19 protein-coding genes, 1 pseudogene and 1 riboswitch are annotated in these 20,401 nt (G+C 30.5%); all 20 genes and pseudogenes read left to right on the top strand.

The genetic code is table 11. The features are described from left to right. The first annotated feature begins 56 nt into the window (after positions 1–56). The 20 genes and pseudogenes from GCU34_RS00550 to GCU34_RS00640 all read left to right on the top strand — a co-directional run bounded on the left by GCU34_RS00550 (position 57) and on the right by GCU34_RS00640 (position 20,333). Positions 57–602: a tetratricopeptide repeat protein gene (locus tag GCU34_RS00550; RefSeq protein ID WP_152378320.1), complete on the top strand. Its 546-nt coding sequence runs from the start codon at positions 57–59 to the stop codon at positions 600–602. 89 nt (positions 603–691) lie between these two features. Next, positions 692–3,598: a CHAT domain-containing protein gene (locus GCU34_RS00555; RefSeq protein ID WP_178138325.1), complete on the top strand. Its 2,907-nt coding sequence runs from the start codon at positions 692–694 to the stop codon at positions 3,596–3,598. 72 nt (positions 3,599–3,670) lie between these two features. Continuing rightward, positions 3,671–3,829 carry a hypothetical protein gene (locus tag GCU34_RS13535; RefSeq protein ID WP_178138324.1) on the top strand — a complete coding sequence of 53 codons (159 nt, stop codon included), beginning with the start codon at positions 3,671–3,673 and terminating at the stop codon, positions 3,827–3,829. Between the two features lie 60 nt (positions 3,830–3,889). Beyond that, positions 3,890–4,246 carry a hypothetical protein gene (locus GCU34_RS00560; RefSeq protein ID WP_072780793.1) on the top strand — a complete coding sequence of 119 codons (357 nt, stop codon included), beginning with the start codon at positions 3,890–3,892 and terminating at the stop codon, positions 4,244–4,246. A 34-nt stretch (positions 4,247–4,280) separates the two neighbouring features. Further along, a riboswitch (SAM-I-IV-variant riboswitch) is annotated at positions 4,281–4,375 on the top strand. Between the two features lie 64 nt (positions 4,376–4,439). After that, positions 4,440–4,730, top strand: a complete 291-nt coding sequence (locus tag GCU34_RS00565; RefSeq protein WP_072780790.1) for a hypothetical protein — start codon at positions 4,440–4,442, stop codon at positions 4,728–4,730. Continuing rightward, positions 4,717–5,529 carry a hypothetical protein gene (locus tag GCU34_RS00570; protein ID WP_072780787.1) on the top strand — a complete coding sequence of 271 codons (813 nt, stop codon included), beginning with the start codon at positions 4,717–4,719 and terminating at the stop codon, positions 5,527–5,529. The genes GCU34_RS00565 and GCU34_RS00570 overlap by 14 nt, the downstream gene beginning before the upstream one ends. Before the next feature lie 15 nt (positions 5,530–5,544). Then, positions 5,545–5,928, top strand: a complete 384-nt coding sequence (locus tag GCU34_RS00575) for a hypothetical protein (RefSeq protein WP_072780785.1) — start codon at positions 5,545–5,547, stop codon at positions 5,926–5,928. Positions 5,929–5,930: 2 nt separating this feature from the next. Beyond that, positions 5,931–6,737 (top strand): hypothetical protein, encoded by an 807-nt coding sequence (locus tag GCU34_RS00580; RefSeq protein ID WP_072780779.1) that lies wholly within the window; start codon positions 5,931–5,933, stop codon positions 6,735–6,737. After that, positions 6,685–7,860, top strand: coding sequence for a CHAP domain-containing protein (locus GCU34_RS13730; RefSeq protein ID WP_227658701.1), 1,176 nt, complete (start codon positions 6,685–6,687; stop codon positions 7,858–7,860). The genes GCU34_RS00580 and GCU34_RS13730 overlap by 53 nt, the downstream gene beginning before the upstream one ends. A gap of 5 nt (positions 7,861–7,865) precedes the next feature. Continuing rightward, complete coding sequence (locus tag GCU34_RS00590; RefSeq protein ID WP_072780774.1) at positions 7,866–8,558, top strand: SIR2 family NAD-dependent protein deacylase; 693 nt, start codon at positions 7,866–7,868, stop codon at positions 8,556–8,558. A gap of 10 nt (positions 8,559–8,568) precedes the next feature. Continuing rightward, a complete protein-coding gene (locus GCU34_RS00595; protein WP_072780772.1) occupies positions 8,569–9,033 on the top strand; it encodes a hypothetical protein in 465 nt (154 codons plus the stop codon). Between the two features lie 302 nt (positions 9,034–9,335). Then, entirely contained in the window at positions 9,336–9,896 is a 561-nt protein-coding gene (locus tag GCU34_RS00600) for a restriction endonuclease subunit S (protein ID WP_072780770.1), read from the top strand. Positions 9,897–9,973: 77 nt separating this feature from the next. Further along, positions 9,974–11,430, top strand: a pseudogene (locus GCU34_RS00605) (type I restriction-modification system subunit M). A gap of 2 nt (positions 11,431–11,432) precedes the next feature. Beyond that, positions 11,433–12,515 carry a Fic family protein gene (locus GCU34_RS00610; RefSeq protein WP_072780764.1) on the top strand — a complete coding sequence of 361 codons (1,083 nt, stop codon included), beginning with the start codon at positions 11,433–11,435 and terminating at the stop codon, positions 12,513–12,515. Positions 12,516–12,758: 243 nt separating this feature from the next. Then, entirely contained in the window at positions 12,759–13,991 is a 1,233-nt protein-coding gene (locus GCU34_RS00615; RefSeq protein ID WP_072780761.1) for a nucleotidyltransferase domain-containing protein, read from the top strand. 40 nt (positions 13,992–14,031) lie between these two features. Further along, a complete protein-coding gene (locus GCU34_RS13540) occupies positions 14,032–14,457 on the top strand; it encodes a hypothetical protein (protein WP_218587724.1) in 426 nt (141 codons plus the stop codon). 62 nt (positions 14,458–14,519) lie between these two features. Further along, positions 14,520–14,768, top strand: a complete 249-nt coding sequence (locus GCU34_RS00625; protein ID WP_072780755.1) for a hypothetical protein — start codon at positions 14,520–14,522, stop codon at positions 14,766–14,768. Beyond that, complete coding sequence (locus tag GCU34_RS00630) at positions 14,765–16,033, top strand: restriction endonuclease subunit S (protein ID WP_072780752.1); 1,269 nt, start codon at positions 14,765–14,767, stop codon at positions 16,031–16,033. The genes GCU34_RS00625 and GCU34_RS00630 overlap by 4 nt, the downstream gene beginning before the upstream one ends. A 5-nt stretch (positions 16,034–16,038) precedes the next feature. Further along, positions 16,039–17,169, top strand: coding sequence for an SAVED domain-containing protein (locus GCU34_RS00635; protein ID WP_072780749.1), 1,131 nt, complete (start codon positions 16,039–16,041; stop codon positions 17,167–17,169). A gap of 11 nt (positions 17,170–17,180) precedes the next feature. Further along, positions 17,181–20,333 (top strand): helicase-related protein, encoded by a 3,153-nt coding sequence (locus tag GCU34_RS00640; protein ID WP_072780746.1) that lies wholly within the window; start codon positions 17,181–17,183, stop codon positions 20,331–20,333. The last annotated feature ends 68 nt before the right edge of the window (positions 20,334–20,401 follow it).

The raw sequence follows: 20,401 nt of genomic DNA on the forward strand, positions 1-20,401 counted from the left end.
ATTTTAAACAAAAGAACACTAAAGTAATTTATCTTTCTTGGATTAAATATGCTGGAGTGGCAGCTATTTTTTTGATTGCGTTTATGATTTGGCAACCAACTAAGCAATCAAATGACAAGCTTTTTGCAGAGTATACATCAGATGAGTTAATAGTTCAGTCTATTGATTATCAAAAAATAAAAGTTTCTTCTGAGTCAGCAGGTTATGTTAGAGGAGGTGGAATTTTATTAGAAAATTTGAATAAGTTTGAAACAGATCTAGCTTTAGAAGCTATCCAATTATTTAAAAATAATAACTTTGAAAAATCAAAACATATTTTAGCGAGTTTAGAACCAAGAGATAAAAACGATCAATTGGTGATGTTTTTAGCAATAACACAATTGAAAACAAATGAGCTTAACCCTGCTGTTTCCAATTTTGAATATCTTAGTAAATCATCAAATTTTGAATATCCAAGTGAAGTTAAGTTTTATTTAGCCTTGTGCTATTTAAAACAAAACAAAAAAAGCAAAGCAAAATTATTATTCAATGAGTTAATCCAGAGTGATGATAAATATTCTAAAGTATCACAAGAAATTGTAAGTAACATAAGATGGTTTTAAAGCTTGAAAATATTAAAAAGAAGTTGAATAGTTTTATATTCTTTTTAATATTAATTTTAGTACTATACCTATTAGCAAATTTTATTTACTTGATTTGGTATATAGCTAATCCTGAAGGATTCTGGGGTTTTAGTTATTTTTGGGAATTACTTATGGTTGCGGTATTTGCAATTATTCTCATCTTTTTCGTTTCGTTATTATTTACAATAGTTGTTAGTACTTTTTATAAAATTATAATAGGGAAAAGCAATTTTAAAGAGTTATTCAAATTATTAGGGATAGTTTTAGCAGTTGTTCTATTCTCAGGTTTTAATTATTTCTATGCACGAGGATTTTCACTTTATCTTTCTAAAAAGTTATCAGATAAATACAGTTATTTACAAAAAACAGAAGAATTCTTAAAAGAAGGTAATTTGGTTAAGGCTTTCGATTATGCAAAAACTTCCTATGAAAAAGAGGTTAATCGAAACGAGCCGTCAAATTATCTTTTTATGGCCAAATTATATAGTCAAACAGATTTCGATAAAAAACAAAGACTTTTAAATAAATACGCAGTATTAATAAATTACGCTTATTGTTTAAATATTGATCCAAAGTTTAATAATATTTCTGAATCAAAATATAATGAAGCTTTAGAATTAACAAAATCAAACTTATTAGATTCAGAAAGAAAGAATCTAGCAATTTTTCCAACTCTTTCACTGGCAGAGATTAATTTGTCAAGAGGAAATTATTTAAAAGCCGAAAAATATTATAATGAGTTATATAGTTTAAATAAAAGTCTAGAAAATGAAGATATTTTTTATTTCATAAATTGTAATCTACTTTTTGCTGATTACGCTTTAAGAATTGGTGACATCAATCAAGCAATGAAGTTACAATCAGAAAATTTAAAGTATTATGAAAATTCTAAATTGAGTAAAACTTCTACTAATTATCTTAACTTATTACTGCTTACAGCAACTAGCGAATTATATTTTCAAAACTATGAAAAAGTTTCCGAGTTATTATTAAAAGCTATTCCATTAGCTGAAGATAGAAAAGGAAAAGCGATTTATAGTGATTTTTTAATAGTAAAAGCAAATTATTGTTTAGCATCAGGCTTGAACAGCCGTGGTAATGAATTAATTTTAGAGAAAAATTGGTGGTCAAAATTAAAAGAATCTTTTTCAGAGAAGGCAGATGTAAACACTGACTTATTAAAGGAAGCAGAAAAATGCTTGGTAGAATTAGTGCAAAAATCCAAAGAAAACGCAGGCGAAAATAGTTTTGAATATGCAAAAAACTTAAATCGGTTAGGAAATTATTATTCTAGTATCGGAAAAAATGATCTTGCTTATAAAGTTTTAAACCAGGCACTATCTATTTTAAAGCCAAACAAAGAAAAAAACAAAGAGTTGTATTACAATTTATTGTTGAGTTCTGTTTTTGTTAGTTTTGATAAACAAAATACTAAATCAGCACTTAATGAAATAGAGTTATATTATTTCAATAATTTACTCGATAATTTTCTTTTTCTTTCCGAAGATGAAAAAGTTTTTTTTTCACTTAATATGGAAAAGAAATTTGAAATTATCAATAGTATTTATTTATCGAATATAGAAGAAAATTCAGGTGAAAAACTCTATGATAATGTTTTGGCTTTAAAGAATGTAGCATTATATTCAAATCAAAATATTAGAAACTACCTAAATAATATAAATCCAATTCTTAGAAAAAAATATCAGAAACTATTATTTGAAAAAGAGCAGTTACTTTATAATAATTCAAAAGAAACGGAATTACTTTTAAACAAAAAACAAAGAGATTTAATAGTTGAAATTAATAGCCAAGAACAATTTAAAATTTTAAATCCTAAGTCAATTTCATGGAAGAATATCAGAGATTATTTAAGAGATGATGAAGTAGCAATTGAAATAATTAATGTTCCAGAAAATATAAAAGGTAAAAATGACCGAAGGTATTATGCTTTAATTATTAATAAATTATGTAAAAGTCCGAAAATAGTCTCATTATTTAAAGAAAGTGAGTTGCTAAAAGTTTTAGATAAAAATGGACAAACTAAAGAAAGAATTGAAAAGCTGTATCAAAATGAAAGTGTTGAATTATACCAATTGGTTTGGAAAAAAATTGAGGATGAGACGTTAAATAAAAAAAATGTTTTTTTATCAGTAAGTGGCACATTGCATACAATTTCGTTTCCTGCGTTATTGAATAGTAAAAACGTAAATTTAACATATTTAGGTAGTACAAAAGACTTATTGAAAAACGAAAATCAAATCTCAAACAAAAATAAAATTTCCATTTTTGGAGATATTGAATATGGTAAGCTTAACGAAACAAATACCTCAAAACTAAGATATACGAATTTAAATTTTCAGATGTTGCCATATTCTAAAAAAGAAGTAAATCAAATAAAAGAAAAATTTGAAAAGAAGAATTTAAAAGAAATTTTGATGTTTACTAAAAATACAGCAACTGAAAGTAATTTTAGGAATATTAATAGTACCAAAACAGATATTATTCATGTTGCCACACATGGTTTTTACAATAAATATGGTAGAAATCTTGATAACTTAAATGATAATACAATAGAAAACGATTTATTAAAGACAGGATTAGTATTTGCTAATGCAAATAAACATTTAATTGACAAAAAAAATGATGGGATAATAAGTTCTTTTGAAATAGCTCAGATGGATTTATCAGGTGTTGATTTAGTAGTTTTATCTGCTTGTGAAACTGGATTAGGCGATATAAAAGGAAGTGAAGGTGTTTTTGGTCTTCAAAGAGCATTTAAATTGGCAGGTGTAAAATCAATGATCGTAAGTTTATGGCAAGTTCCAGATAAATCAACCTCAGAATTAATGGTACATTTTTATGAGTTTTATTTAGATGGTTTTTCAAAAAAGGAGGCTCTAAAAAAGGCTCAAAATATAATAAAAGAAAAATACAAGTCACCATTTTATTGGGCAGGTTTTGTACTACTAGAATAATTTTTTTTTACCAATAGGGTTACCTTTTTATCTTTTTCATATAAACTATAAAACAATTAAAATATAGAAATTATGAGAATCGATCAAAACAACCCTATTCAGATTACAGTTTATGTTTTATCTCTATTTTTTTTAATTCACAACTTAAAGTATGTAATTATTCCATTAATAGTTATAGTTGGATTATTTGGCTTTTATGTTGAATCAACATCAAAAAATAAAACCAATTAAAGGTTTAATTAAGAATGATTCAAATAAAAATTTTAAAGAATAATCTAAAACTTAAAAAAGATGGAATGGTCAAACGAAAGAAATTTAATTACTTCATTTTTCACCAACCTTGAAGATTACAATCGATTTTGTCAAAAATTGAGAGGTTTGGTAATTGCCAATAATGAAGGAACAGTCTTTGCTGAATTAGAAAAGAAAGAAGGATATTTTTTATACACACTAACTTGGCTTGAAGATCAAAAGTATATTGGAGATTATGTAAAAGTTTTTGAACCAACAGAGGAAAATATTAAAGTTTTTAATGATGGTTGTAGAATTTTAGCCGAAAGGTTAGAAATTTATATTACAACTAACGATGAAGCTAAAGTACCTATGTATCCTACTGCTTTCGGAGAGTTAACACACGTACTTAAATAAATTTGCATATCTCAAAAATTTTCTTTAATTATGTATCCAGCATCCAGATAGCCTTAGGGCTAGCCAACCGATCAACTCACGACACGGTGGCCTAGTATGCGGAACAGTCGTTCAAAAGTGTTGAGAAACCACAATTCTTTTACCGTTTTGATGCGACATAACAATCTTTGTTTAATTTTTAATTTGTTATGTTATGCTAAATTATGCAGTAGTACAAAGCCAATGGAAAACACATTTCCATTCCCTTTCTGATGAAGAACTCATCGAAGCATTCAATCAGGAAACCCAAAAAAAAGGCTGGACAACAGCTAGAACCTATTTCCTGAAATCCTGTATTTCGGAAATGTTGGAACGGAAATGGAACCTCAATTCATTCGTTGAATTCCATCAAAACGGCACAGTAAAATCCGTGTCATTACAAAATCCAATTCAGTTAGTAAATCAACCCCTTATTTTAAAATCGCATCAAAATGAAAACAACTAATATTCACTTCATAAGCTTACATCACAATCCAGTTCATAACAATACACACAAAGAATATAAAATCTTTGGTGCGCAACACGTCATCATCCAAAAAACAAACGTAAGTCTTAGCGATATAACGTTTGATAAAACACATCCTGTATTTTTAGAAATACAACACGACCAACTCACCACACTTTTAGATTGGACCAATTGTAAACCATACGAAATCTGGTATTTCAACGAAAAGTTGGAATTTACAGGAAAAGCTTTCAGTATCGGAGAGGCTTCAGGTAGTTTTATCATCCAAACACAAGCAAAATACATTTTGTTATGGAATACAGAACTAAATACCAAAACAAGTGAGTATTTAGCCAATTTCCGTTGCTCGTATTTCGAATGGCAAGAGACAGCCGAACACCAATTCACTAGTCAAAATTTTCCCACCCATTATGGTAGATTTCCTTATGTGATTATCAAACAGGAAAATTCACCATGTTTTACACAAATTCCGGTTCACATCAATCCAGTTTCCAATACATTACCAGGTATTTCGATTGTTATAAATGCAGAAGTAGAAATGACAGCTGAGGAAATAGAACAAATCATGGTAGAGCATGTCACTTTGGTACAACAAAAAGAAAGTGAAAAACAAAAAAGAAACGTAAAAGTGGCTTTAGTCATTAATGCAAACAAAGCCTACTATTTTGAACAAGATAAAGAACCAATACTAAATAATGTTATTACTTCGGGTGGAGTTCTTTTAGATGTAGAGGGACAAATTATCGCAAAAAATACTGAGCATTACAACCAACTGTAAAAAGCATATCAACATATGGCAACAGTAACAGAAGAAAAAATTGATTTGGCTCCAGAACTTCTGGAGCAAATCAACACCCAAGAGGAGAAACAAGTAATTGTGCATGCAAAAGCAAAAGGGATACCAAACGTTCATACCATTCGTGTATGGCCAACCATTTACTTGATTCCGAAAGGGACTTCGCATAAATGCAAATTACTGCATCACTTCAATATCGTAATGTATCCCAAATGGCAACCTATTGGACCATCTGGCCAACACAGTTTTACCTTATTGTTTGAAGGCTTACCTGCCGATTGTACCACTTTTGATATTGTTGAAATTATTGATGAAGAAGGAGCATTTGAGTACAGAAACATGCCAAGAAACGTATCTGATGTCTATCATGTAACATTTTAAGTATGAACTGCGAGTATTTAGCATATAAACCAAAAGAAGTCACACCAGGTATTTGGTTACCTGAAGATGGTATTGATTATCATTCAATATACACTTCTGTGAAAAAATACAACCCAGATGGTTTACTTTTTTATGAAATTAAAAACGGTTATGAAGAGAAAACAGTCTTTATGGATTTATTGCCAACGGCAAAGCTGATACATCATATGTTCAGTTATTTGGAAAAGAAAATAATGTATCAATATGAAAAAGGAGGTGTTTTAAAGAAAACAACTTTCATTTCTTACAGTGATAATTTTGAAGTGGAGCATACAGAAAAGAATTTTTTTTATGATAACGATAGTACCATTTGTTTACATTTCTTATACGACAAACCTTCCTATTATGATAAAACAACGCTTCTAAAAGACAAAAAAATAGTGGAATATTGGAATGCAGATAAAAGACCTTATCTAAGATATGAATATCATTATGATAATGACAAACTAATGACTTTGGTCGAATTTGAATTACCATCCAACCGAATTAAACAATTTTGGGAACACAAGTACGATGGTAATGGAAATTGTGTTGAAATGCAACGTTTCAATTATAAAAAAGAACCAGAGCATTGTTGGTTGTATTTTTTCGACGAATACAACAACTGCATCAAAGAACAAATGGTATTCGGTACTTCAAAAAGATTAGTTGAGGATATCAATTTCATACATGAATATGACGATGATGGGAATTGGAACAGGAAAGTAATTTATAAAAATGGTAGTATTCAATATTTCGTTGATAATAAAACCAACCTACTCATCAAATAAAAAAGACAAACAATTTGTAATGAAAACTATTTACATTTTAATAGCACTAGTAATTCATGTAATAACTTTTGCACAGGACGACAATCCTATTTTCGGAGCGGTTCAAGTAACCTACAGCAGTCATAACAACAAAGAAGATAGTTATTATTCTTATGAGAATGAGAGGTATTTACTTTGGGAAGAGTCCAATGGGAATATTGATTTTGCTAATGTAATTTTAGTTCAAAACTCACACAGTATGGGCAGCGTAACAAATATTAAAGTAGATAAGGCAAACCAATTCCATACGATTTATTATTTCGATTGGAAGTATTCCAATAGTTATGATGCAATAAAAGGAGTGGCTAATGTTAAATTTGAAATACATAAAAGAAAAGGAGTGGAAGAATATGACCAAGCTGTTGTTGCTATTACCGACTCAAAGGGATTAAACACTTTGTACAAAGGAAATTTAGTGTATTACAAAAACGAATTCATATTCCATTACAATTTTAAAAAAGCAATGGATAATCAAAATAAGAAGATGAAAATAAATAGAATTTTAAGAGCTGCAGTCATTGCAGTGATGTGTTTAGCTGTAGTTTTAATGTTAAAATGCATTACAAAAAAATACATTTTAAACCAGCCTAAAGTTGGAGAAAAAATAGACAGTTTCAATAACATTCCAGTCTATTACAATGGCAGTACAGCTACGAATTTAGGAAGAAATCGAAGCGCAGAAGGCTACAATTACGGACTTAAATACCAATGCGTAGAGTTTGTAAAACGCTACTATTACGACCACTTAAACCACAAAATGTCAAATACGTTCTGTCACGCAAAAGATTTTTATAATCCAAATCTGAAAGATAACGAACGCAATTCCGATAGAAATTTGCTTCAGTTTTCCAATCCAAGTAACACGAAACCAAAAATTAATGATATTCTGATTTTTGATGCCAATAGCTTTAACGCTTATGGTCACGTTGCCATTGTTTCCAAAGTAACAGATGATGAAATCGAAATTATCCAACAGAATCCAGGACGTTTTGGAAATTCAAGGGAAACAATTGATTTGATAAAAGTAAATAACAAATGGAAATTAGACAACGCATCTATTTTAGGGTGGTTACGTAAAAATTAAAGAGTATGGATAAAAACAAACATCATATCGTTTTCTTTACGGGAGCCGGCATCAGTCAAGAAAGTGGCATTAGTACTTTTCGTGATGCCAATGGATTATGGAACAATCACAAAATTGAAGAAGTAGCTTCTCCTGAAGGTTTTGAAAAAAATCCGCAGTTAGTATTAGATTTCTATAATGCAAGAAGAAGGCAACTCGATGAGGTTTTGCCAAATGAAGCACATCATTTGATTGCGCAATTAGAAACCAAATACAACGTAACCGTAATCACACAAAATATTGACGATTTACACGAAAGAGCAGGTTCCACAAACGTACTTCATTTGCATGGCGAATTAAGAAAGTCTAGAAGCAGTAAAAATCCCAATCTGATTACTGATTGTAATCAAGACATAAAACTAGGCGACCTAGCTTCCGATGGGAACCAACTCCGACCACATATTGTTTGGTTTGGAGAAGAAGTCACAGAAATTGAAAAAGCCATAGCCATAACACAATCAACCGACTTGTTTGTAATCGTCGGAACATCAATGGTAGTACATCCAGTCGCTTCGTTGTTACTAGCCGTTCCCTTTGATGCACAAACCGTTTACATCGATACAAACCCAGATGTAGAAGAAGGGATTAACCTATTGGTAATTAAAGAAAAAGCTACAATAGGAGTCAGAATGTTAGTAGAAGAATGTTTACCATATTAATTTAAAAAAGATGATTAGAACGAAAGACCATTCAGTTATAAAAGAGGGATTGCTCACAGCACAAGAAACCCAATTGTTTATCAAAGAAATGGAAGAAAAGTGTATGGAAGTAGATTTTATAGGTCTTATTGAAATACTTAATAAATATTCATTGAAAAATATAAACCAAGAAGATTATAATGACTTTATTTCCCAAGCCTTAAAGGAACATCAATTTTGGCATGAGAACGCAATGGAAATAAAAATCAATTCGGTTCAATCATTTGAATCAAAATGTATTGCTTGTTCGTTTGGTAAAACAATAAAAGCTTTTAGTGTAGAATTCCGTAAAATGAATGAAACTAAGTTACCAGGGCGTATTGTATACCAAAAAAGCTTTGCCTTAAATTTTGAAATAAATAATAACGAATTGATAGATTTTGGTTGGTGTAATGCTTTTTTGGAGCAGGAAGAAATGAAGGTGCTATTAGAGTAATATAAATCTTTGTTATTTAAAGATTTTAAAAACAAGAACTCTAATTTTTTTTCTTTTATGAAATAAGACAACTTCATTTAAATAGTACTTTAAACCAATATCCTTTAAAAAAAACTGAAATGCGGTTTTCCACATTTTTTTCTTATTATACTTTTTTATGTTTGCTAGGATATAAAATATTTGGAACAAAATCCTAATATAAAACAATCCAAAAAACTAAAATTTGAATAGTTATACAAAAAAATAAACTTGCATATCTCAAATTTTATTTGTAATTTTGAATATCAATACAAAAAAATAAAATGCAAACTAAAGTTAAAGAGATAGCAAAAATACAATTTGGACATTACAGTATTGCGGGTAAAAGTAACGATGTGCCATATCTTCAAGCGAAGCATTTTGATGATCAAGGGCAGTATTCTTATGACTGTGATACATTTCTTGAGAACAAACAAGTAATCCCTGAAAACGAATTAAAAGAGGGAGATGTGCTATTTGTTGCAAAAGGTTTTAGATTTTTTGCAACAGCTTACAAAAAAGACTGGGGTCGTGTGGTAGCTTCTTCTGTCTTTTTTGTTTTAGAAGTTGACAAGTCTAAAGTTTTGCCTGAATATTTAGCAACGGTTCTCAATTTACCGCAAAGTCAAGCTTATTTTCAGCAAGCAGCTTCATCCAGTACCATTCCATCAATCAGAAAAAATGAAATAGCCGATTTTGCTTTCAACTGCGTATCTTTAGAACAACAAAAAAAGATTGTAGCGTTAAAGCAATTACACTTAAATGAAATCAATATTGCTAAAAAAATAATCTCAGAAAAACAAAATCAAATTCAAGCAGCACTTATAAAATTAATAAATCAATAATCATGGCAGAAAATAAAATCACACAAAAAGAAATCAACAATATTGTTTGGAAAGCATGCGACAGTCTGCGTCCTGTAATGGGATCAGGTCAATACAAAGATTATGTTTTAACATTGTTGTTTGTAAAATACCTTTCAGATGTATGGAAAGATAAAGTTGTGCAATACCGTGAAAAATATCCCAATAATGAAGAAATGGTGCAACGTCAATTACAACGCGAACGCTTCATTTTACCTAAAGAAAGTAATTTCGAATTTTTATATGAAAACAGAAACGAAAACAATATTGGGGAATTAATAGACATGGCATTGGTAGCCTTAGAAGATGCCAATCGTTCAAAATTAGCTATGGTATTTCGTAGTATTTCTTTCAATGCTGAAACTGCTTTTGGGCCTACTAAACAACGAAATCAAATCCTTAAAAATTTGTTAGTTGATTTTGCAGGTTTAGATTTACAACCATCACATTTAGAGGGTAATGATATTATCGGAGATAGCTATGAATACCTAATCTCTCTTTTTGCTGGTGAAGCAGGTAAAAAAGCCGGGGAATTCTATACACCAGGCGAAGTGAGTACGTTACTAGCAAAATTAGTCGACCCGCAACCAGGGAATAGAATATGTGATCCGGCATGTGGATCAGGTTCATTATTGATAAAAGTGGCACAAGAAGTAGAAGGTAAAAACTACTCACTTTATGGGCAAGAAAACAACGGAAGTACTTGGGCACTATGCCGTATGAATATGTTCCTGCACGAGCAAGATAGTGCAACCATAGAATGGGGTGATACATTAAACAATCCAAGATTAATTGAAAACGATGGATTAATGAAATTTGATATTGTAGTAGCTAATCCTCCGTTCAGTTTAGATAAATGGGGAGCTGATAACGCAGCTGCCGATCAATACAACCGATTTTATCGTGGTGTTCCTCCAAAAGTAAAGGAGATTATGCCTTTATTACACACATGATTGAAACTACTTATGAAGATAAAGGGAAAGTAGGTGTTATTGTGCCTCATGGTGTTTTATTTAGAGGAAGTAGCGAAGGTCAAATTCGTAAAAAATTAATAGATGATAACTTATTAGAAGCAGTTATCGGTTTACCTGCCAACTTGTTTTTTGGAACTGGAATTCCGGCAGCAATATTGATTTTTAATCGTGCAAAAGGAAGTAATAAAGAAATCTTATTCATTGATGCCAGCCGAGAGTTTGAAAGTGGTAAAAATCAAAACCGCTTAAGAGATATAGACATAGAACACGTAGTTTCCGTTTATAAAAACTTCAAAGCGGCACAACCTCTAAACACAGAAAAAGGAATGGTAATAGAAGATAAATATGCATACCGAGCTACCATCTCCGATATTCAAGAAAACGATTACAACTTAAATATTCCGCGTTATGTAGATACTTTTGAAGAAGAAGCTCCTGTGGATATTAAAGCTACTCAAGAAAATATTGTGGCGTTAAAGCAAGAGTTGGTTCAAGTAGAAACGCAAATGGAAAACTATTTAAAAGAACTTAATCTGATATAAGTATGAATTCATCCATTTCATTATTACCCATTAAGCGCGATGTTGAAAACAAAGTTATCCTAAAAAAAGTAGCTAAAGCCCATCAAGCATTAGCCGAGCTAAAAGGAGCTGCAAATACGATTCCTAACGAATCCATTTTAATAAATACTTTGTCGTTACAAGAAGCAAAAGACAGTTCGGCAATAGAGAATATTATTACAACTCACGACGAATTGTTTCAAAGTGATTTCTTGGCGTATCAGTTCAAATCCATGGCTGCTAAAGAAGTTTATAATTATGCAACGGCTTTGCAATCGGGTTTTAAAAAAGTAAGACAGAATGGACTTTTGATTAATTCTTATATTCTAGAAATTCAAGCAGAACTCGAAGAAAATAACGCAGGTTATAGAAAAGTTCCTGGAACAGCTCTTAAAAATGATAAAACGGGAGAAGTAGTTTATACGCCACCTCAACATGCTGACGAAATCCTAAGTTTGATGAAAAATTTAGAGGAATTCATCAACAATCCCGAAATAAGCGACCTTGATCCTTTAGTAAAAATGGCAATCATCCACCACCAGTTCGAGAGCATTCACCCGTTTTATGATGGCAATGGTCGAACAGGACGTATAATTAATATTTTGTATTTGGTTAAAGAAGACCTTTTAAAAATTCCGATTCTATATTTGAGTAGATACATCAACGAAAATAAAGCAGATTACTACCGTTTGTTACAAGATGTAAGAGATAATGACAATTGGGAAGATTGGATTCTTTTCATGTTAGAAGGGGTAGAGCAAACATCAAAACAAACAATTGTATTAATTGAAGGCATTAAAAGAGATATGCAGCAATTTAAAAATAAAATGCGTACGGAATTACCTAAAATATACAGCCAAGATTTGCTCAATAATTTGTTTCGCCATCCCTATACCAAGATTGAATTTGTTATGAAAGAGCTTAATGTATCCCGTATTACAGCAACTCGATATTTAGATGAGTTGGTACGTATAGGATTATTGGAAAAACACAAAATAGGTAGAGACAACTACTATATTAATAATACGCTGTACACTTTGCTAAGCAATGTAAACGTAAGAGAATAAAAAAAACATATATAGAAAATAGCTTTTTTCTATATATGTTTGCCCTAATATGTATAGAAAAGTCAATCTTTCTATAGATATCAGGATGCATATGAATCAAAATTCAAAATTTCTATATATATAAAAACAACATGTATAGAAAACACAAAAAAATAAGAAAACATACTTCTTTAGATCTTCTTGCAGGAACTGGAGGAGTGGTAATAATCGACCGTAATATTAACCAATAGAAAAGTATACGCTATGCTTACAACACAACAAAAACAACAATTCAGTGAAATCCTTAATGAGTTAGGAAAATCACTTGATATTTCTGAGACGGAATTTAATGCAGCAGTTGCTAGTTATAACGCAGTTGGAAATTGGCTTTCGAGTGAAAATTCAGCACTAGCACCATACAAACCAGAAATTCTTCCACAAGGTTCATTTTTATTAGGAACTGCTATAAAGCCTATTTCAGAAAAAGACGATATTGATATTGATATTGTATGTAAATTAACAGGTAAAAATCCTATTTGGACGCAAGCTCATTTAAAGAAAATTGTAGGAGATCGATTAAAAGAAAATGAGACTTACAAGCAGATGTTAGATAAAGAAGGAAGAAGATGTTGGACTTTAGAGTATAGAAAATATTCTCAAAAGAACGACCAGTACCATATGGATGTGCTTCCAGCTATAATTGCTAGTGGATATAGTATTCTATTGGAAAAAGCATTTACTAATATGCATGACAGCAATGTAGACGCTCTCGCAATTCGTATTACAGACAATTTAGAACCAAACTATCCTAGCGAAACAAATCAAGAAAATTGGTTAAAAAGCAATCCGTTTGGATATGCAAAATGGTTTATAAATCAAGCTACCATTTCAGCTGAGAAAATGTTTTCGTTAAACGAAGCGGTTAAACCAGTACCAAAATATCAATCAAATAAACTTCCGTTACAACGTGTAGTGCAAATTCTTAAGCGACATAGAGACATAATGTTTGATGGTGATGACGAAAAACCGATTTCAATTATCATTACAACTTTGGCTGCAAGAGCATACAAAAAACAAACTGATATTTTAGAAGCTTTATTAGATGTGATTGAAAATATGCATGATTTTATCTTAGACAAACAAGATGAAAAAACTGGCGAGTGGTATAAATTTATTGAGAATCCAGTTAATAAAGTTGAAAATTTTGCCGATAAGTGGAGAGAAAATCCACGTAAGCAAAAGAAATTTTATGATTGGTTAACAGCAGTTAAAAAAGATATTCAAGAAACAACACAGCTAACAGGAAGTCACAATATAATGACCAGATTATCTGAATCATTTGGTGAAAAAGAGGTTAAAAAAGCATTCAATAATATTGGAGATAGAGCAAGATTATTAACAGAAAATGGAAATAATCGTTTTGATACAAAATTAGGAGTTATGACTGGTGCAGCTAATGTAATTAAACCACATAATTTTTATGGTGAAGAAGAATAATCACATATCAATAGCAATTCAAGCAGCAAATATTAAGAGGATGTTTCCGGATTCAACAGTTACAACTTTTCATGACCAAGAATTAACGTGGACTCACACGATTACGCCTTCTCCTTTGGGAGATAATTATGAAATTAAGTTGGTCTACAAAATAAACGGTTCAAGAAAAAGATTAGGAGCACAAAAAACAAACAGTGCACCTAAAATATATGTGTTAAATCCAAAACTGGCATTAGCAAAGGGAAAAACAAAATTACCACATTGTTATGATCAAAAGAAACAGCATTTGTGTTTATATTATCCGGATGGAAAAGAGTGGAATAAATCAATGTTATTGACATCAACGATTATTCCTTGGGCTTTTGAATGGCTATACCATTATGAAATTTGGTTAGGTACAGGAGAATGGATGGGTGGAGGAATTCATACTATTTCAAAAGTACCTAAGCTTGCGGATAATAAGTAATAAAAATTAACTAAAAAAAATAAGCAATTGATTCATTAAGCTAATAATAAACAATATAGGGTATGATTTTTAATAACAAGTTCAATTTTGAAGAATATTTAAGTAAAAATGATTTAGAAATGGTTGGTAATTATCCAGCAAGTTATCTAAAAGATCATAGAAATTATAGAATAGCTGTTTTATTAGGGACTCAAGATTTACCTCAATATCATATAAAAATTGATACTGATGCAGGTTTTCCTCTGGGAGTTATTTTTGATGAAGATAATAACCAAATAAATATAATTTCACTAAGAGAAAAACAGATATGATCAATATAAATAAAGGTCAATACAAGAAAACACCTATTGGATTAATTCCTGAAGAATGGGAGATTAAAGAATTAGGAGAAGTTACAAATTACATAAAAGGTTATGCCTTTAAATCAAATATGTTTTCTGATAAAGGTGTAAGAATAATTAGAATATCAGACACAACTTCAAATTCTATAAAAGAAGAAGGTGCTATGTATATAGATTCTAAAAATGCTTTTAATTATAAAAAATGGGAACTAAAAAGTGATGATTTAGTATTTACTACTGTTGGTTCTCGTCCTCCAATGTATGATTCAATGGTTGGTAAAGTTATTAAAATTGAAAAAAAACATGAAGGCTCTTTATTAAATCAAAATGCTGTAATTATAAGAACGAAGGATATTGCTAATCAGCAATTTGTTTTCAATCAATTTAAAGAAAAAAGATACTTAGATTTTATAGAAACAATTGTTAGAGGAAATGCAAATCAAGTTAGTATAACACTTGAAGATTTATTCAAATATCCTCTTGTATTCCCACCACTTCCAGAACAAAAAAAAATCGCCGAAATCCTTTCCACATGGGACAACGCCATTGATAACTGTAAAAAAATAATCAAAAAACTTAAAAAAAGAAACAAAGGCTTAGCGCAGCAGTTACTTTCTGGGGAAACTAGAGTTAGTGGGTTTGTAGACAGTTGGAAAATGAAACAATTAAGCGAGTGTTTAGCTTATACTCCAAGAGAAATCGACAAACCAAAAGAAAGTTTTTTAGCACTAGGTATTAGAAGTCACGGAAAAGGGGTATTTCATAAACCAAATTTTGAACCTTCTGCAATTGCAATGGAAAAATTATATGAAGTTAAAGAAAATGATTTAATAGTAAATATAACTTTTGCATGGGAACAAGCAGTGGCAATTGTATCTAAAGAAGACGAAGGTGGTTTGGTATCTCATCGTTTTCCAACTTATACCTTTAAAGTCGATAAAGCATCTCCTACATTTTTTAGGTATTTTATTCTTGAAAAACGATTTAAGTTTTTACTTGAATTAATCTCTCCGGGAGGAGCCGGTAGAAACAGAGTGATGAGTAAAACAGATTTCTTGAAGTTGGAATTAAAACTACCATCTGTTCAAGAACAAAATGCAATTGCAAATATTTTAGATAATGCAACAAATGAACTTAAACAATACGAACAAAAATTAGCAAACCTTCAGTTACAGAAAAAAGGATTAATGCAGCAGTTGTTAACAGGTAAAGTAAGAGTTAAAACAGACAACTAAAAATTATGAGTAAAACATCAATACCCGCTCCCATAAAAAATCAACTTCTTGTAAAATCAGGTGGTCGTTGTCAGTATAGAGGTTGCAATATCTCTTTGTATGATGATATTATTACAAAAAGAACATTCAATAAGTCTTATATAGCTCATATCGTCGCAGATGAGCCAGGTGGTCCGAGAGGTGATGCGATTCGATCACATCAATTATCTAAATCACTATCTAACTTGATGTTGTTGTGTGATCAATGTCATAGAAGGATTGATAAGATAGATGTGGCAGGTCATCCCGAAACGTTACTTTTGGAAATGAAAAAAGAGCATGAAGAAAGAATAGAACGTAATACCGCAATTGCTCCAAATATGGTAAGTCATATTCTTACATATAAAGCTAATGTAGGTCAGTTTACCCCAGAAATGAGTTACCAAACAGTAAGTCAATTCCTGATGCCGTCATATTATCCAGCTATTGCAGATACTATTGATTTAAGTTTGTCAAATAGTATACAAAGAGATAGAGATACTACATTTTGGTCAACTGAGGTTGAAAATTTACAAGCACAATTCAATAAAAAACTTTCGCAAAATTTTGCGAAAGGAGAAATAAAACATTTGTCGGTATTTGCATTTGCACCAATTCCATTACTTATTAAATTAGGAACACTTATAAATGATATTTATACGGCCAATATTCATCAAAAAGTACGTGATCCCGACACATGGAATTTAGACGATGATACTACAGAAGTAAAATATACTGAGATTGAACCTGAGAAAAAGCACAATAAAGTAGCCCTTAATATTTCGTTAAGTGCAACTATAACTAATGATAGAATTACACAAGTGTTAGGCGATGATTGTGATATTTATACAATTACAATAGACAAACCATTTAATGACTATTTAAAAAGCAAAAGACATTTAAAAGATTTTAGTGTTGTCATTAGACTGTTGTTTAATAGAATAAAAACCAAATATGGTGCTTCAACGCCACTACATGTTTTTCCATCTATGCCAATTGCTACTGCAATTGAATTAGGAAGAGTGTGGATGCCTAAAGCTGATATGCCTTTGTATTTGTACGACCAAAACACTGCAAACAATGGATTTACAAAAGTTATTGAAATAATCAATAATTAATTTTTATAGATATGTCAAAATTAGCTACTCTCTTAAAAAAAGCATTTCAAAAAAATGAAAGTTTTCATGCATTAATTGCGTTCAAAGGAATCAAATTAGCAGAGCTTCCTGATGAGTTAAAAGAAAAATGTATTGATTATTCATTTTGGGAAAACGATAAAATTAACGATGAAGTATTGTTTTCTAAAAAAGCAAAACTTCATCTCATTAATGAGCTTAGTTCAGCAAATGTAAATACAAGAATAATATCTTACGAAGCACTAATATATGGTTTCAAACTAGCAAAAGAGTTAGGTATTGAAGCAGATATAAAAATCATTGATTTTAATATTTTTGAATTTGCACCCAATAATTTTACCTGTGAAATTCAAAATATTGAAGATACTAGCGAACAAGCAGAAGAAATAGACGATGAGTTCTACACAGATATTGTAGCTTCAAGTTTAGTAATTAATGGTGAAACTTTTGTGCAATACAGAGATGGAGAGCTTTTAAAAAATGCTAAAAGCATAATTCCATTATTTGAAGAAGCTAACTGGGATTACAATTCTCTTGAAACTATCAAAGAAAATGACATAGATTCTAATCACTTTGTATTTAACTTCGAAACCAGAGAGTTTGTTAAAATAGTTTACGATACCATAAATCAAGAAACCAAAGAAGTTACAATCGTAGTTGATAACGTGGTAAAAACAGATTTAAGTGCTCACGAACAACTTTCAATTATTTTAGATGCTTTTGCTAAACTTGATATAACGGTTAATCTAAAGAGGATTGTTTACGATTTAACAAAATCCAAAAGACCTGAGCTAAATGATATTTTACAAAAATATTGGGGCTATCCTAGTTTTAAAACTTTAAAAGTCTATGCCGACCCAGATATTTCAAAAGAAACAATTGAAATTAGTCAAGCCGATGTAATAGAATCTATTGTTGAAGAATATGAAAATGGAAACGTACACAACAAAGCCTTTCAAGATATTTTTCTAACAGCTCCAACAGGTGCTGGTAAATCTTTATTATTCCAGGTGCCTGCCATTTATATAGGTGAAAAATACAATGCATTAAGTATTGTGGTAACGCCTTTAAAAGCTTTAATGCTAGATCAAGTAAATCAATTAAAAGGGAAAGCAAACTATAATAAAGTAGCTTTTATAAATTCGGATATCTCAATTGTAGAAAGAGATGAAATCTTAAAAGAAGTTCACAATGGTCAAATCAATATATTATATCTAGCACCAGAGTTACTACTTTCTTATGACATAAGTTACTTTTTAGATAAAAGAAGACTAGGATTATATATTGTAGACGAAGCCCATACAGTAACCACTTGGGGTAGAGACTTTAGAGTTGATTATTGGTATTTGGGATATCACATTAACAAGGTCAGAAAGTATGCTAAAGACCAAAACAATAAAAATCTAAAATTTGTGGTAGTAGCGGTTACGGCTACAGCGCCTTACGGTAAAACGCACGATGTGGTATTTGAAACTTTAAAAAGTTTACAAATGCCATATTGTAAAAAATATATTGGTTACGCTAGAAGAGATGATATTACATTTGAAATTAATCACGTAAATATTGAAGGGAATTTACAATTACAAAAAATAAATTTAGCGGTTGAAAGAATACGAGAATTTGAAGCTAATAATAAAAAAACAATTGTCTATTGTCCATATACTTCTCAAGTAAATCAATTAACAACTAAGGCTACAGAAACAAATGTAACAGTTCATCCTTTCCATAGTCAACTAGACCAAGCGACCAGAGATAGATCATACGAACAATTTAGAGAAAATGAATCGATAACAATGGTAGCTACAAAAGCTTTCGGAATGGGAATCGATGTAGACAATATTACACAAGTCTATCATTTAGCTCCAACAGGTTTACTAACGGATTACATTCAAGAAATTGGTCGTTTGGCAAGAAGACAAGATCTACAGGGTGTTGCTACAGTAGATTTTAGTAATCGTGATTTCCAATTCATAAACGTGTTACATGGCTTAAATAGAACTTTCGATTGGCAACTTCGTGAAGTAATGAGAAGGTTATATCGTTTTTATGAGGAAAATGCAAAGCAAAATCAATTAATTAATGCAGAAGATTTTGCACATATTTTTAGTTCAGAAGGCGATCAACTTCAAAATGCTTTAAAAAATGCTTTAATGCTAATAGAAAAAGATCTAAATCTAAAGTATAAGAGAATACCAGTAATAATTGCAAGACCTAAAAACTTATTTGCAACAGTTTATGCTAGTATTAAAAACGAGCAGATACCATTAATTGAAAATGAATTAAAATCTGATTCTTTTCGAATTATCAATTATCAAGGTTTAGAACAACACAACAAATCAATAATTATTTTAGAACTTGATAAAATTTGGGAAAACAACTTTAGAGATAAATCCTTTGCAATCGTAAAAAGAGATTTCTTCAATAAAAGATTGTTTGAAGATATTGACTTGGAACCTAAACTTAAAATTTCAATTACGATAAATGATTCTAAAGCTAGAATTCAAGCTGCATTACAAGATTATTTTAATAAAATTGAAATTGCTTTTACAAACCAACAAGGTTTCTTCACTCCTGAACAATTTATGCTAAATTTAGTGAGACTTGGAATTGAGAGACAATTAGCACAAACTATAGCCGATTTTATTTTGCCTATGTTTAGTCAAAGAGAAAATCTTTATAACCTAACAATAAGAGACGTGGTAGATAATGCTAATTTTTTACAATCTAAAAAATTTGAAAACGAAATCAAATATCGTGTTGTAGATGGTGCAATTACTTCAATTATTTCAAACATCAGAAGAAGTGTTAATACAATGTTTTTAACAAAAAGAGAAGTAATAAAATATGTTTCTAGAGATTCACCTCAAAAGATACATTATTCAAAAGTTGGACAGATTTTGGAAGTTTTAGATTTAGGAACTCATACTGTTTCAGGTGGCGAAAATCCAAAAATATTCGTTCGTATAAACGACCCTTTTAGATTAAGACAAGTAATAAATAGCAATTATCAAAATATCCTTTTAGCAGATGTTCGACAAAGACACGTTTCGGGTATTCAATTAATGGAAGAGTTTTTCTCTTCAAATCTTACATCTGAACAAAGATGGGATTTTATAGAAGATTATTTTTTAGGACTTAAAGTTTAATAAGTATGCAAAATATAACCCTAACCGAGGATATCATATCACAAGTACCAGCCCTGAAACTCTTAATG

Origin of the sequence: Flavobacterium haoranii (assembly GCF_009363055.1) — a bacterium.
In the GTDB taxonomy this organism is placed as follows: Bacteria; Bacteroidota; Bacteroidia; order Flavobacteriales; family Flavobacteriaceae; genus Flavobacterium; species Flavobacterium haoranii.